Genomic DNA, 15,217 nt, shown 5'->3' with positions numbered 1-15,217 from the left:
ACGGATCGGGCAGTGATACGTTCATGGTCGCCATGGTCGGCACCTCCTAGTCGATCATGGCAAGGATTGCCAAACCTTGTCAAAACGGATCGGACGTTTCGAGCGCACGTTTAAGCGCGATCCTGCTTCAATTTCTGCAAAGGGTTAGCCGCCACCGGAAAACCCGCTCAAAAACGGTCCTTTTCGAGCGGTTAGGCCAGGGTCCGCTTGCGACCCAGCACGGCCGTTAGATATCCCTTGATCGATGGTCGGAAGCAGACGCAACAGCCGTTGTGTGTCGTCGGATAGCCAAGCTCGCGAACGCGAGAAACCTTGCACCGACACACCACTGTTACCCCGTCCGCCCTCGCCCAACTCGCGCTGTGCGGAGCACGCGCAATGTCACCTTATCGCGGCCAAGCTCCCAAACAAGCGTAGCCGGACTCGACTTTGCTTACCGAATCGGTCTCAATCGTTCGCTAGCGGTGTTATGGCGGTTGTCGCCGTTTTAACGCTAGCGGGGCCGGCCGATGAACCAGCATGTAGCCGTCGACGGGGTCGAGACGCTGTCCACCCAGATAGCGGCGGCTCATGCACGCCTTCTCGGTGGCAAGCTGCGCGATCTCGCTGCTGGGTTTTATCCTCCGTCCGCAGAGAAAACGCTTCGCCGCTTCTCTGCAGGCGAGGTGGCGCGCTTACTCGGAATTACGGAAGTACGCCTTCGGCAGCTGCCCTTCGACCGCCTCACGCCGGATCTTGAAATCGGGCCAGCCGGGCGGCGTTACTTTACTCTGGCAGAGATCCACACTCTCCGTAGCTACCTTCACGACATCGACCGAGTTGGGCGTGGCTACCTCCCCCATCGCAATCCCGAGAAGGACGAGCACCTTCAGGTCATTGCGCTGACGAACTTCAAGGGTGGCTCCGCCAAAACCACGCACACGGCGGGTCTCGCGCACTTCCTCACGCTGCATGGCTATCGGGTGCTGGCGATCGATGCCGATCCTCAAGCCAGCCTTTCGACCCTACTGGGGATGCGCCCGGACGACGACGGACCGACTATCTACGACGCGGTTCGGTACGGCGAAGGCCAGCGCCCGATGCACGAGGTGATCCGGAAGACGTATTTTCCCGGCCTTGACCTTGCCTCGGCGAATCTTGAACTCGAAGAGTACGAGTTCTACGCCCCGCTGATGTCCGTACCAGACAGGCGAAAGACGGCCGGGCCGCCATTCTTCGCGCGCCTCGCCGTAGCGCTGGAGAGCGTCGCTGACGACTACGACGTGGTGGTAATCGATTGCCCGCCGCGGCTTGGCTACTTCGCGATCTCGGCTCTGTGTGCAGCCACCGCGACGCTGATCACCGTTCATCCGCAGATGATCGACCTCGCGTCGATGCGCCAGTTCCTCACCATGATGAGCGATCTCATGGAAACCGTTAAGAAGCAGGGGGCCCCTCCCCCGACGCACGACTGGTTCCGATACCTGATCACTCGGTACGATCCGCAGAGCGTTCCGCAGACATCTGTCGTCGGGATGCTCAACGATTTGTTCGGGCCCTACGTGTTGCCGAAGGCCATGCTGCAGACGCCGGCGGTCTCGACCTCGGGGCTCCTCGGCCAGACGATCTATGAAACCTCCCTTGGGAGAGATCGCAGCGACGAGGTGAGCCGGGCAACCTATCGCCGTGCACTCGACGCTTTCGACGACGTCAATCGGGAGATCGAGCTTTTGATCCGCCGCACCTGGAGGCGTGCGTGAGCAAGAGCATCCGAGACCTTATGGCCCGGCGCGTCCCAGAGCCTAAGACGGAAGGCTCACCATCAATGGAATCAATGACTTCGCCCCACTTACCAACTGGTATTTCTCCTCCGGGCTTGCCGAAGCGGACCGGCGTGGCTCGGTCGTTCGGTGCGCTTTGGCAGGAACAGGATGCTGCCCGTACGGTCGCAGAGGCCGAACGGGATGGGAGCATAATCGAACTCGATCCCAATCTCTGCGATCCGTCGGTGATTGCTGATCGTGTGCCCGATACCACTGATGCTGCCTTCAACGCTTTCGTAGAGCAGATCCGCGAGGAGGGGCAGCGGAGCCCGGCGCTTGTCCGACCGAAGCCGAATGAGCCAGGCCGGTACGAGATCGCATATGGCCGTCGTCGCCGGCGCGCTGCACAGATCCTCGGGCGTCCGCTGCGCGCTATCGTTCGACCCCTCAGCGACACCGAGCTTCTTATCGCACAGGGCTCCGAGAACCTTGCCAGGGCCGACCTCAGCTACATCGAGCGGGCCCACTTCGCGGGCAACATGGTCCAGGCGGGTGTTGCGCGGGATGTCATCGCGAAGGCGATGGGGACGCAGGCAACCCACCTTTCCAGCCTTCTGACTGTCGCTGAGGCAATACCGTCGAAGATCCTATCGACTATCGGGCCGGCCCCCACCGTAGGGCGGCCGCGTTGGCTTACTTTGGCCGATCGGATCAAGGCCGCATCGCCTGAGCTGATTGATACCGCCCTCGCTTCTCCAGATCTCGCTGGCAAACCTTCGGACGAGCGCTTTACGGTGATCCTCGCAGCTCTTGCCGTGCCGCCGCCGCGCAAGGCACAGCCTCGCGCCGAGACCGTGAAGGATCCAAGGGGCCTGAAGTTCGCACGCGTCGAGCGCAGCACGTCCGGCGTGCGGGTGACGACAGATGAGAAGATAGCACCTGGCTTCGGCGACTACCTCGCCGACCGGCTTCCCGAGATCCTTGCCGCCTACAGGCAGAGCAAGGGCTAACCCAACCCGCAGCACGAACTGAAAGGAGACGAGGACACCGCAAAAAGAAAGGGCCCCCCGAACCGCGTCCGGAAGACCCCCTCTCGTCATTAGCAAACGCAGAGGACCATATCTCCCGGCACATCGTCAAGCGTTTTGACGTCGATTCGGCGAACGCTCTGTCTTTGCCCGGTACTCGGCCAGACGATGGATCTGCACATCACGACGCCCTTTGGGCGGCGGCCAGTGACGCCTGCGCAAATCCGAGCTCAGACGAACGCGGACGGCTGCCCTCGCGAGACCACAGTCCACAAATGGAAGGTGTTCCGCGATATCGCCGCGGCTCGCATCCGGCTCGGTCTCGGTGACAGGGCACTCGCCGTTCTCGACGCTCTTCTGACCTTCCATCCCGAGACTGCGCTCGCGGCCGGCGAGGGGCCTGGACTGGTCGTCTTCCCCTCGAACGCCGCTCTGGCCCTGCGAGCGCACGGCATCGCCGAGGCGACGCTTCGTCGGCATCTTGCTGCCCTAGTCGAGGCGGGGCTCCTCATCCGACGGGATAGCCCGAACGGGAAGCGCTACATCCGGAGAGGGCAGGGGGGAGCCATCGCCCAGGCCTACGGCTTTGATCTCACCCCCCTCGTCGCCCGTGCAGAGGAGATCGCCACACTGGCCGCCGAGGTTCGAGCTGAGGCGCAGGCGCTGCGCGTTGCCCGCGAGCGCGTCACCCTGCTCCGCCGCGACTGTGCCAAGCTCATCCAAGCCCTGGAGGCGGAGGAAGGCGCACCAGGGGCCGCGGTGGTGCTACGGGATCGCTACGCCGCCGTCGTGGGCGCCCTGCCACGGGTGCCGGCGCCTAGTCATCTGGAGGAAGCGGGGACTGCCCTGGCAGCGCTGGCCGCCGATGTGGGCAAGCTGCTCATCGCGCATCACAAAACATCAGAATCGAGCGGCACTCCCGACCAATCCGAGCGGCACAAACAGAATTCAAATCCCGATATCGTTAGTTCTGAACAAGCCTTCGGACTAGAGATGAAGAGATCCGGCGCGCCACCCCGAGATAAGATCAGCCCCACGGGCGGTGGCGACCCGAGGGGTATCTATCCCCTTCGCTTCGTTCTCGATGCCTGTCCTGGCGTGGCGGACTTCGCCCGGGAAGGGATCCGCTCCTGGGGGGACCTGGCGGATACGGCGGAGAAGATCCGGCCCATGCTCGGCATCAGCCCTGATGCCTGGCTCGAGGCGTGCCAGGTGATGGGCGACGCCGCCGCCGCGGTGACGGTGGCGGCGATCTTCCAGCGTGCCGAGCACATCAAGAGTCCCGGCGGGTACCTGCGAGCCCTCGTGGAGCGGAAGAGGCGAGGGGAGTTCAGCCTCGGCCCGGTGCTTCAGGCATTGATGCGCGCTCAACTACAGACCTTACCTGGGCAACCCCGCTGCCGCCATGCCGCCAACTGAAGATCCTGATGCAGGTTGCGCACCGATTTGCGGGGAATGGCTCCTTGGGCCGGATACCCCGTGGCGGAAGGGCGGGCCGGCTGTCCAAGGTGCCCGCGACACCGAAGCGCGTTCCTGGGTGAATCCAGGCGATCCTGTCCATGGCCTAGACCCTAGGCCCCGCAGCATCGTTCATTGATGCCGATGTCAGAGGGGTCCGGTGAAGCCTCTCTGCTGGGGCGAAAACGCCAAACGAAAGTAGCGGCCGCCTGCCACGCGCCGGCCGATTGAAGGAGACGAGGACAAGGGGGTGTCGGGCTACCCGACGCAAATCCCGGGAAGGACGACGAAGAGGACGAACTCGGGCGCCGACGCGCCGGGGTGACGGCTTCCGCTCGCTCCGCTCCCCTCATCTCGAGGAACCACCATCATGACCATCACCGTGTCCGCCGACGGGCAGGATCCCGCACGCCCACCAGCTAACGGGGCGGGGCTGGAGGCGTCGCTGCGGATCCTGTCGGACCGGGCGAAGCCAGGTCTGCGCGCCCTGCTGGCGGGATCCGACTCGGGCCAGCCGAGCTGGGGCCACGTTTTCCTGCGCGAGGATTGGCTCGCCTCGTTTGCCAAGCTGTTCGATCTCCCGCCGGTTCAGGGTGGGCCAGGAGAACAAATCCCGATCCGCCTGGAGGTCGAGGACGACGCCCGTCTGGGGCGGCGCCTGATCATCTCGATGAGCGACTGGCCGACCCCAGCTCAGGCTGCTGCCGATGCGCGGCTGCGGCAGGATCTAGAGAGCCAGGGCCTCTGGCGGCGCGGCGGCAGACCCGACCGGCTGCGCCAGCTCGTTGCCGTCATCCCCCAGGGTGGAGGTCCACGCTGGGATGCGCTGGCGCCGGGGCTCCAGGCACGGCACGACGGCCGGATCACCCACCTCGCTGAGCGCGAGGTCGACCTCGACGACGCTGACGCCGTCATCGCGGCCCTCGGCGACGCCGCCGACTTCGTCCACTGGGGTGGCGCAGACGCGGTGCTGGTCGTCACTGGCGACCGCCGGATCGGCTCGCGGACTTTCAGCGATCGCCGTGTCGTCGAGGCGGCCTGCGCGATCGGCGCACCGTTGCTGACGCTCGCCGGTCCTGTCCCGACCCTAGTCGACCGCCTCGCGTGGCACTCGTCGCCCATCCCCGGGGCGATCGAGATCACGATCGCAGAAATTCTGCGCGGCGAGCTCGAACAGGCTGACCGCCCCCGGCTCGAGCGCATCGCGGCGGCCCTCATCCGAGCCCGTCCGGAGGGCGACGCGACCGCCGACGCTCCCTTCTGATCTGGCGCTGCCGGCCCGGACGCACGCGTCCGGGCGAACCCCGGTGCGCTCACGCCCCGGGCCGATCACCCTCCCCCATCCGAGACAGATCACCCTCGACCCATGCGTATTCATCTCTTCGACACCTCCCGGCCGCCCCCGACCGATCCCCCATCGGACCGGATGACAGGCGGCCCCTCGCCACCACCGGACCCCTCGGGGCCGGTGCTCGACGTCCGCGAGGTCTGGGCGAGAGCCGGCAGCGCGGTGCGGACGGGCCTGCCGCGGATCCTGCGGCTCACCGCAAGCGTCGCCCGGGTCGAGCCCCGGGGACACGGCGGCTGCGACCTCGAGCTCGTCCCCAGCCACGGCGTGCCCGGAGGATCGTCGCCGAGCCTGCGCGCGCATATTAGCGCCGTGAGCCGCGAGGCCATCGCCGTCGCGCTCGGCCGCCCGTTCGATCCCATCGAGCTCGCCCATCGCGATGTCACCCTGACCTGCGCCCTCAACTGGCTGCACGACGGACGCCTGAGGCTGTCCGTGACCGCGATCGATCCGGACTGGCGTGCCAGCGCGATCCAGCTCGAACGGGCCAGGGGATTGGATGCGCTGGCACGCGCGGATCTGCTCGACGCACAGCGTCGGCTGCCGCAGCCCGTCTGTCTCGAACGCGTCAGCATCCTGCATCCTCCCGGGCAGGGGTACGAGGATGTCGCCGCGACCCTGGCCGCGCTCGAGGCCGCCGGGCTGATCCAGATCGACGATCTGCCCTGTCGGTTCGACGGGTCTGGGTCAGCTGCGGATGTGGTCCAGCGCCTCGACGAGGCTGCCGCCTTGCATCGCGGGCGAGAAGACCGTGGTCTCGTCTTGCTCGTGCGCGGCGGCGGGAGCCCGGCCCGCGCCCTCGATGCCCGCGAGGTCGCCGGGGCGATCGGCACCCTCTCCGTGCCTGTCGCGGTGGCGGTCGGCCACCGCACCGACGCTCCGACGCTCGCCGATCTCACCGCCTGGAGAAGCCTGCCGACACCCTCCGAGGCGCGCCATCTCGTCCTCTCGCTCATGGAGACCGCGGCGGAACACGCCGAGGGCGCCTGGGCGGATCTACTCGTCGCCCTCGGGGATCTCGAGGCGAGCGTGTACCGGGCGGGGATCGCCGGATGCGAGGCGGTCGCGGATGAGGCCGAGGCCTGCCTGGCCGCGGCCGAGCGGCGGTCGAACACGGCATCGCTCACCCTCGAACGTGGATTGGAACGGGCCCTGACCGCGCTCGTCCCGAGACGCGACCCGGGCGTCGCATCCCCCGAATTGTCATCAACGCAACCGCCCCCATCCCCCGACGGACTCGTGCGGCTCACCGATGGTGCCGGCCAGCCAATCACCGAGGCGGCGGCGGCATCCGGCCTCCTCACCCTCACCTTCGCGGACGGCCAGACCCTCGTGGTCGCCCGCGTCGAACTCATCGATCCCATCACCCTGCATTGACCCCGGAGACCGTCATGACCCCTGAGACCGATACGATCGAAACACCCTCGTTTTGCGCGGCGCTGGCGCGACTGGACCAACTCGCACGCGAGTTGCGAACGGGAGACCTCGACGAGCGCCTCGCGCGTCTGCCCCACGATGTGGCCGAAGCCCACCGCCTCAAGCGCATCCTACTCGACCGGTCGGTCAAGATCCGCGAGGCGATCGCCTGCCTGCGTGGCCACGCGAGGCCTATACACCCAGCCTGATGGGCCTCGTTCGCCTAATGGTGCAGGCGTGGCCGGATCGATGGCCACGCCCGCACTTGAGCCTCCCTCACGAACTACCCCGGGACCGGATCCGAAGAACTCAGTCCTGTCTCATGCGCATTCGTCCAAACCCCTGGATGTGACCGGTTCGACGGGAGCACGGGATGTCGTCTGTGCCGGAAGTGCAGGCTATCTCGCACCGGTGCCAGCCCGGTGCGGAACGACCATCGCACCGGGGACCGTCAGGGCCGGACCGACCAGCTCATTGCGGACTCAGTCGTCTGTCTCATCGCCCGAAAGGGACAGACCACCGTGCCTTAGTGCCCGGAGCATGAACCTCGCCTCCTCGGAGATACCCCGACTACCCGAACGACCGCCTTTCCCGTGGTATAAACGCATAGCGGTCACAGCATCGTCGGCGCGCATTAAGTTTGGGATCCGGAGCAGGTCTTGGCGATCGCTTTCACGCTGACGGTGGAGCGCGGACAATTCGTCCTTGTATCTTCTCTCGTTCCATGCCCCTTTAGCGAGTTTGTGTTCGGACTCCTTGATGAACAACCTTTCAATTTCATTCCAATACATTGGATCGAATGAGCCCTTGGCGGCATGCCACTGTCCGATCACCTCACTTATATAATGATCACTTACATTGTGCGGAGGGTTGTTCTGACAGCGAGAGAAGAACTTCTTCCAAGCCGCCCTCTGCTCATCGGTAGCCCCGTGATGGTTGACGAGCGCTTCAAACTCCACCCGCTTCTCCCGCGTGAGGCGATATCGGTCAGGTTTGGGATTGTTCGGTGGGGAACTCTCTTCATCCATCGCTATGGTCTCTCAGTTCCGTGGGAGGGGCTTGCCTGCATTGAAGCGTCCCGTTAAGGGGGCCGCAGCAGGACAAGGTTATCCACGACCTCTGCCGGGGCACGAGCCCCGACGCGTGTGAACTCGAGGATCCCGGTCGCGACTGGCGAGACGGATTCCATGACACCGGTCTATCGACCGGGCGTTGGAGTTTGCGCGTCTTGCTGCCCATCCGACAAGATCGATCACCCTCGGTACCGCTGTGCGCTGATGCCGCGCTCGAGCCCTCGGGGCTCGCCCATGTCCGCCCCGGAGTGAGGGCGGACCACGTGACGTCGCGCGCTGGAAGTGTCGCGTCGTCATCGTCGCCCGAATGGTGGGCGCGCGCGAAGTCTCGGACTTCGCCGACCTGGGGCTCAGGCGCATGAGCCGCCCCGGCAAACTCAGCGTCGAACTCAAGCGAGTGCGAGCCAGCGATCGCAGGCTGGAACCGTGGATGATGGCCAATCACTCGGCGCTCGAGCGCGAGTATGGGGGCGGCCGTCTCAACCTCAAAGAGCTCCTCGAGATCGCCCGTGCGAATGGGCTGACCAATGAGCACGGTGGGCCCGTCACGGAAGCGACGATTTCGAAGACCTGGGCGCGTGTTCGTGCACGAAAAGCCCGAGCGGCATTACGTTCTTCCCCGGAACCGCGGAAGTTCCCGCCCGGCGTCGTCGAACTTCCTACCCCGGGTCAGGCAGCCGCTCGCGAGGATGCTCGAGATCGAGCCGTAGCCAAGGAACCCTCGCGCGCGCGCCGACGGGCGTCCCCACAAAACGTCCCTGCGCAGACCTCACTCGCCGGCGGTGTAGCCCCCCGGGCGCCGCCGCTAGCGCCGTCCGGGCCCGATCCCGGTCCCGCCGGTGGCTTAAGTGTCGACGAGCATATTGCGCGCTTTCGGAGCGACCAGCGGTCGGGATCGCGGGGGATGCCGAAGTCCCTCGATGACAGCGAGTGAGAAATTCCTGATCCTAAGGAGATTATCGTGTCGAGAAACAACGCCAGCACCAAGACGATCAATGCCCTTCCCTCGTCCGATCTCGTTGGGCCGCTCAACGATAAGGCGAGCGGCATAGAGTCAACCACAGATGGCGCGCGGACAACTGGTTTGGACATCATCCAAACTATGGCCATCCCCTACGCCCGCGGTAAGTCCGGCAAGTCGAAGTTCAGCCGATTGCTCGTCGAGTGTGCGAAGCTCGCGGGGATACCGATGCGCTACAGCGATGCCGATCCCTCGAATGCCGGTCTGAAGGAGACCTACCGCGACGCCATCAGCCCGGTCAGCGTCAATCCCCAGGACCTGATCGCCCATACCCGTACCGAGGTCGAAGAGTTCGTAGACGGCGACGCATCGTGTCTGATTGACTACGGCGCGGGCAATCCGACGTTCGAGGCGTGCCTGCAAGAGATCGACCTGTCGCGCTTCATCAAGGAGCAAGGCAAGCGACTGCTCCTGTTCTGTCTGCTCGGCCCGACACGAGGCGACCTCTCGTACATCGACGAATTCCTGCGTCATCCCTCTCTCACCGCGGCGGACGTCGTCCTGTGCTGCAACGAGGGCCTCACAGAACGGGGCCGTGAGATCCAGGCGTTCGAGCCCCATCTCGAATCCCCCCAAGTCCGGGCTGCGATCGGGCGCGGCGCTCGCCTCATACGCCTGCCGCGTCTGCATCCCGCAGAGCGGATCGAAGCCCTTGGGCTGACCTATCTCGACGCCGCACTGCGTCGACCCAACAGGGCGGGCCAGAGCCTCGGCGCGCTCGATGCGGGGATTACCGCGCAGTGGCTGAGGCAATTGCCCCAGGCCTTCGCGCCGATCCGGGACTGGATGACCTTCGCTCCGGTCGAGAGCCTCGTCGCGACGATGGAAGCTGAGCTGACCGCACGTGTCGCTGCGCGCGCCGATCGGGGGGTGGTGGCATGACCACTTCCTCACAACCCCTCGCGCCCAAGCTTCCGCCGACGCCGATCGAGGCTCAGCTCACCCGCATGCACCGTCAGTTCGAGCGGGTCGGTGTCTCCACCGGGGAACCGCTCCACGACGCCCTGATCTCGACGACCGCCCTGGCGCGGATCGTCGATCACGAGCGGAGGGTCTTCAGCGGTGACGTTGGAGCACTCCGAGCGGATCTCGGACAGCATATCGTCGCGGTCGACGTCGCCCGCGAGAAGATCGAGCAGGCCGCCGATCGTTTCGGCAATGCCGCGGCGGAACTCGAGGCTCATAAGATCGCCATCGAGGCCATCACGCTGGCCGATACCGCCTCGTACCTGGGGCGGGTCGGGCGTCTGATGGCTCGCACCGCCGCTATCAGCGGCGGCATCGCCCTCGTCCTCGGGGGGTTCGGTGGCTACGTGCTGGGAGACCGGCGAGCCTTCGGGTCCCAGCTCACCCTCGCCGAGCAGCTACGGCAAACCTACGGGATCGATACCCTCTCGGCGAAGACCTGGGATCCCCTCATCCAGCTCAACGATCCCCGTCCGTTCGTTCAGAAGTGCATCCGGAACGGCTACAAACGGGGCGAGGACGGGCGTCGCGTCTGCGAGGTCACGCTCGCCTTCCCACCGGCCCCGACCGAGTGAGGGCGGGGACAGTCAGGCTCCCCACTGCCCCGGCGTGGCCCATACCGATGGCTGCGTCAGGGCTATCGCACCGGTCTACTCAGCTCCCCCACCGCCGCCCGTAGGTCCGGCCGGGACGTGTTCGGGATCCGCCGCCGACCGGTCCCGGGCCTTCCCCTGAAACGACCTCCACAAACCCCGGAGCCGCCTGCGAGGCGCCCCCGACCCGCCGAACCGGCCCCTCTAATTCAACCCACAGACCAAGGCACCCCTTGGTGCAGCGAAATGGAGACGATCACGATGCGCGCCAAGCCGACATCCACCGCCCCAGGCGACGACGCCCCTTGGACCCCGGATCGCCTCGGCGGCCAGTTGCTCGCGCTGGCGCAGACGGTGGACGCCCTCGTCCGGACCGCCGAGGACCACACCAAGATGCTGCAGAAGGTGCTGGAGGCCGCGGCCGCTCCAGCGGAGAGCAGCGAGTTCAGCCCGCTGAACCGCAATCTCAAATTAATTGCGCGATTGCTGGACCAGAACGGTGATCTCTTGAGCGTGATCTGCCGGCAGGTCGGGGCATCCCTCCCGGCCAAGCCATAGGATCGTCGGCCGTGATGACCTACCTCACCGGGCGGGTCACCACCCCCGCTCTGGCGATGGCGCGTCACCTCATGCAGGTGACCCTGCCACCCGATCTTAAGGAGGTCGCGGCCTACTACGGCTGGTCGCGCGATCTCGGTGCCGGTCCGGACGCGGATCGGCCCTCGCCGCGGATGCGGGCGGACCTCGATCCGCATCTCGCACGCCTGGTCGGCCTCGACCCGACGACCCCGCTCGACCTCGACACCGTCGCCAACCTGCTCGCTGGCCGGCGCGCGGACGGACGGCCGATCCCGGGCAAACAGGTCCAACGGGGCGAGCGGGTGACGTTCATCGACCTGTGCTTTAGTGCCGACAAGAGCGTTTCCATCGCTTGGGCCCTCGCGCCTACCCCTGGGGAAGCGGCGGTGATCGCGCTCGCCCTCCAGGAGGCGGTCCATGCGACCATGGTCGAGGCCGTTGCGCCGCAGATCGGCCGGGCCCGCCGGGGCAAGGCCGGTCGCGGTGGTTCGGAGGCGGGCGAGATCGCGTGGCTGGCCTTCGACCATTGGACCAGCCGCCCGACGCCGGGCTCTGCCGGGGACGCCCAGTTGCACGTCCACTGCCCGGTCCTGAATGTGGTTCGCACCGCAGACGGTCGTGTCGGGGGGCTCGACCTCCAGCGCCTGCGGGGGCGGGTGCACGAGCTCGGGGCGATCTTCCAAGCCAACCTCGCCCGCAACCTCCGCCGTGCCGGGATCGCGGTCGCGCTCGATCCCAAGCATGGCTGTGCCCGGATCGCGGCGATCCCTGAGGAGGTGCGCGCCGCCTTCGCCAAACGCACGGCGATCGGCACGGCCGCCGCCTACGCCCAGGCCGAGAAACTTGTGCTCGACTGGGACGAACTCGACGAGCGGGCCCGCGTCGCCCTGCTCAAGCAGGGGCCCGGTGAGAGGATGGTCGAAAACGTACGCTAAGCGTCGCGGCCTTGCTGGTGGAGGCGCAGCGGCCTGAACCGTTCGCGGGGCTTGTCGATTTCGGCCCAGAGATAGTCGCCGGTGAGGCCGACATGCTCCCAACCCAGCGGGGCGACGTGGGCGAGCAGGTCGTCGGGCACCGCGACGCCGCTGCCGCGCAGATGGCGGATGGCGCGATCGAGATAGACGGTGTTCCACAGCGTGACGGCTGCGGTCACGAGGGTCAGGCCGGAGGCGCGATGGCGCTGGTTCTCGAAGGTGCGGTCGCGCAACTCGCCGAGGCGGTTGAAGAAGATGGCGCGGGCGAGCGCGTTGCGGGCCTCGCCCTTGTTGAGGATGCTGCCGGTCCGGCGTCGCTGGCCGGGATCATCGAACCAGTCGAGCATGAACAGGGTGCGCTCGACCCGCCCGATCTCGCGCAGCGCACGCGCCACGGGGTTCTGGCGCGGATAGCCCGCGAGCTTGCGCAGCATGACCGAGGCGCTGACGGTGCCGGCCCGGATCGAGGCGGCGAGCCGGAGCGTCTCGTCCCAGTCCGCCTCAATGGCGCGGACGTTGACCGGCCCGGCGACGAGCGGGCGCAGCGTCGGCCACGGGTCGAGCGGCGACAGGCTGTACAGCCGGCGCTCGTTGAGATCGCGGATGCGCGGCGCGAAGCGGAAGCCGAGCAGGTGGCACAGGCCGAAGACATGATCGACCGCACCCGCGGTGTCGGTCGCATGCTCGCGGATGACCAGGTCGCTCTCATGATCGAGCAGCCCGTCGAGGACATGGGCGGCCTCGCCGGCATTGGCGGCGATGACCTTGGTGTGGAACGGCGTGAAGCGGTCGGTGACGTGGGTGTAGAACAGCACCCCGGGTTCGGTGCCGTAGCGGGCGTTGCGATCGGCGCGCGCCTCGCCCTGTCCACCGGCGCAGAAGAACTGCCCGTCCGACGACGACATGTCGCCCGGGCCCCAGACCGCGGCGAGCGGGTGCGCGGTGTGGCAATCGACGATTGCCGCCAGCGCCGACAGGTAGGTCTCGTCGCGCACATGCCATTCCGCCGTCCAGCGCAGGCGCGGCAGCGTCAGCCCGCGCGAGCTTTCCGCCATGCGCCCGAGGCCCAGGTTGGTCGCGTCGGCGAGGATCGCGCCCATCAGCGCCGACGGGTCGGAAGCGGGTACGCCGCTGCGGGCATGGACGAAGCAGTCGGCGAACCCCGACCAGGCGGCGACCTCCACCAGCAGGTCGGTGATGCGGACACGCGGCAGCATCGCGTAGAGCCGGCTCTTCAGCGCCTCGGCCTCGTCGGACGGGGAGCGCCGGATGGGTGAGATCAGCAGCTGCCCGCGCTCGATCGTCACGTCGACCAGCCCACCGGCTGCGGCGGCGCGCTCCACCTCGGTCATGCGCCGGGCCAGGAGCGTGCGGCGCTCCTCATGCCATCGGGCAAACCCAGGCGCCGCGGCGAGGCGCAGGTCGCCATCGGCGCGCATCGTCTCGAACGCGGGCACCGGCAGCAGATAATCGTCGAGCGTGCGATAGGCCCGGCTGCCGTCCACCCAGATGCTGCCCGAGGCCAGCCGCTCGCGTAGGTGGACGATCACCGCGATCTCGTAGGCGCGCCGGTCGATTGTCCCCTCGACCGGCTGCACGACCTTGCGCCACCGCGGCCTGATGAAGCTGGTCGGCACCCGCTTCGGCAGGACCGATCGACCGTCGCGGTGCATCGTCCGCAGCGCCTCGATCGCACCGAGCAGCGGATCGCCCGACCGCGCCGTGCGGAAGTTGAAGGCAGTGAGGAAGGTGGGGGCGAACCGCCGCACGGCGGGATAGCGCTCGACCACGTCCTCCAGGCCGTCATCGGTCGAGCGCGTCAGATCCTCGGCGACGCGGATGCTGCTTTCAAGCCGGTCCCACCCCACCCTGTCGTCGATCGTGCGGAAGGGGTCGTGCCCGGTCGCGCGGGCATCGACCAGCAGTCGGCCGAGCCGGGCATGGAAGCGGGCCGTTTCCTTCAACATCCGCGCCTGCCCGAGCAGCCGGTCGGAGCGGGTGCGGTCGGCACGGCGGAACAGCGCGCCCACCATCTTCTCGACCATGACCAGGGCGGCGTCGGTCAGCGCCGCCTCCATCTCGATCATGGAGGCGACCAGCATGGCGAGCCGGCGCGGGCGTTCCAGGCGGCGCAGATGCTGGGCGGTGACGAGGCCGGCGGTGCGCGCGATGACGGCGTAGCGGGCGGCATGGATGCGGCGTGCCCCGTCCGCCGCGATCCCGATGGCGCGCACCGCGTCGAGCCGTTCGACGATCCCCTTCAGGTTGGCGGCCGACGGCGCCTCCGGCCACTCCCGTATCCAGCCGAGCCGGGTGCGGCCGTCGTCGTCCGAGGCGATCAGGCGATCGAGCGCCGCTTCCTGCTCGGCCGGGCAGTTTTGGATCAGCCCGGCATGGGCGGCCTTGCGCGCCCGGGTCCGTACGATGAGCGCCAGCCGTTCCAGCGTCGATGCGGCCGGCAGCACGATCCGGCCCAGCCTCAGCCGATCGACCATGCCGGCGACGATCGTCTCGCCCCGGTCGGTCGAGGCGGCGATCTCCGACCCCACCGCCAGCATCGATCGCACGTCCGCCCCCTCGAAGGCGCGCAGGCCGAGCCAGGCTTCGATCTCGGCGCGATGCTCGCGCAGCGTCGTCGGGCGGGCGGCATAGCTGGCGAAGTCGGTGGCATTGCATCCGATCTGACCGGCGAGCAGGTCCAGCATCGCGTCGGGCACCGCCTCACCCGCCACCAGTGCGCGTCCGGGATGACGGAGATAGCAGAGCTGCACCGCATGGCCGATCCGGTTCGGACCTCGCCGACGCCGTACCACCTGCACGAGATCGTCCGGACCGAGGGTGTAGAGTCGTTCGATCGTCGCGTGATCGGCAGGCGGGTCGAAGATCGCGGCGCGCTGCGCCGGTGACAAGATAGTCTTGGCCGGCATCCGCTTCCCATCCGTCACGAAACAGAAATGCGGGCCTGTTCACGGAGCGTAGACTACAAGACGAGTTGTGTGACATTATGCTGACCGATCGG

The 15,217-nt window shown here is 67.1% G+C and carries 12 protein-coding genes; 10 read left to right on the top strand and 2 right to left on the bottom strand.

Features of this window, described 5'->3' with window-relative positions; genetic code table 11:
- The first annotated feature begins 509 nt into the window (after nucleotides 1-509).
- From repA to FVE89_RS30330, 6 genes are all read left to right on the top strand, one after another.
- Nucleotides 510-1,739 carry a plasmid partitioning protein RepA gene (gene repA / locus FVE89_RS30355; protein WP_161393871.1) on the top strand — a complete coding sequence of 410 codons (1,230 nt, stop codon included), beginning with the start codon at nucleotides 510-512 and terminating at the stop codon, nucleotides 1,737-1,739.
- The gene (gene repB / locus FVE89_RS30350; protein WP_348644750.1) at nucleotides 1,736-2,752 is read left to right on the top strand and encodes a plasmid partitioning protein RepB; all 1,017 of its coding nucleotides are present in this window, start codon (nucleotides 1,736-1,738) and stop codon (nucleotides 2,750-2,752) included. The genes repA and repB overlap by 4 nt, the downstream gene beginning before the upstream one ends.
- A 186-nt stretch (nucleotides 2,753-2,938) precedes the next feature.
- Nucleotides 2,939-4,189 carry a plasmid replication protein RepC gene (gene repC / locus FVE89_RS30345; protein WP_161393870.1) on the top strand — a complete coding sequence of 417 codons (1,251 nt, stop codon included), beginning with the start codon at nucleotides 2,939-2,941 and terminating at the stop codon, nucleotides 4,187-4,189.
- A gap of 409 nt (nucleotides 4,190-4,598) precedes the next feature.
- Nucleotides 4,599-5,492, top strand: coding sequence for a hypothetical protein (locus FVE89_RS30340; protein WP_161393869.1), 894 nt, complete (start codon nucleotides 4,599-4,601; stop codon nucleotides 5,490-5,492).
- A gap of 102 nt (nucleotides 5,493-5,594) precedes the next feature.
- A complete protein-coding gene (locus tag FVE89_RS30335; protein WP_161393868.1) occupies nucleotides 5,595-6,953 on the top strand; it encodes an exodeoxyribonuclease VII large subunit in 1,359 nt (452 codons plus the stop codon).
- 14 nt (nucleotides 6,954-6,967) lie between these two features.
- On the top strand, nucleotides 6,968-7,201 hold the full coding sequence (locus FVE89_RS30330) for a hypothetical protein (protein WP_161393867.1): 234 nt from the start codon (nucleotides 6,968-6,970) through the stop codon (nucleotides 7,199-7,201).
- A 273-nt stretch (nucleotides 7,202-7,474) separates the two neighbouring features.
- Here FVE89_RS30330 and FVE89_RS30325 read toward each other — a convergent pair whose 3' ends face one another.
- Complete coding sequence (locus FVE89_RS30325) at nucleotides 7,475-8,020, bottom strand: hypothetical protein (protein WP_161393866.1); 546 nt, start codon at nucleotides 8,018-8,020, stop codon at nucleotides 7,475-7,477.
- 1,006 nt (nucleotides 8,021-9,026) lie between these two features.
- Here FVE89_RS30325 and FVE89_RS30320 point away from each other — a divergent pair.
- From FVE89_RS30320 to mobF, 4 genes are all read left to right on the top strand, one after another.
- Nucleotides 9,027-9,968 carry a hypothetical protein gene (locus tag FVE89_RS30320; protein WP_161393865.1) on the top strand — a complete coding sequence of 314 codons (942 nt, stop codon included), beginning with the start codon at nucleotides 9,027-9,029 and terminating at the stop codon, nucleotides 9,966-9,968.
- A complete protein-coding gene (locus FVE89_RS30315; RefSeq protein ID WP_161393864.1) occupies nucleotides 9,965-10,627 on the top strand; it encodes a hypothetical protein in 663 nt (220 codons plus the stop codon). Before FVE89_RS30320 ends, FVE89_RS30315 begins: the two co-directional genes overlap by 4 nt.
- A 279-nt stretch (nucleotides 10,628-10,906) precedes the next feature.
- Nucleotides 10,907-11,203 carry a hypothetical protein gene (locus FVE89_RS30310; RefSeq protein ID WP_161393863.1) on the top strand — a complete coding sequence of 99 codons (297 nt, stop codon included), beginning with the start codon at nucleotides 10,907-10,909 and terminating at the stop codon, nucleotides 11,201-11,203.
- Between the two features lie 14 nt (nucleotides 11,204-11,217).
- Nucleotides 11,218-12,159 (top strand): MobF family relaxase, encoded by a 942-nt coding sequence (gene mobF, locus FVE89_RS30305; RefSeq protein WP_161393862.1) that lies wholly within the window; start codon nucleotides 11,218-11,220, stop codon nucleotides 12,157-12,159.
- Here mobF and FVE89_RS30300 read toward each other — a convergent pair.
- The gene (locus tag FVE89_RS30300; RefSeq protein ID WP_059410308.1) at nucleotides 12,156-15,125 is read right to left on the bottom strand and encodes a Tn3 family transposase; all 2,970 of its coding nucleotides are present in this window, start codon (nucleotides 15,123-15,125) and stop codon (nucleotides 12,156-12,158) included. The genes mobF and FVE89_RS30300 overlap by 4 nt on opposite strands.
- Nucleotides 15,126-15,217 lie beyond the last annotated feature (92 nt).

Origin of the sequence: Methylobacterium sp. 2A (assembly GCF_009806555.1) — a bacterium.
In the GTDB taxonomy this organism is placed as follows: domain Bacteria; phylum Pseudomonadota; class Alphaproteobacteria; order Rhizobiales; family Beijerinckiaceae; genus Methylobacterium.
The sequence above is the reverse complement of the archived record's forward strand: the minus strand, read 5'-3'. Positions and strand labels throughout refer to the sequence as shown.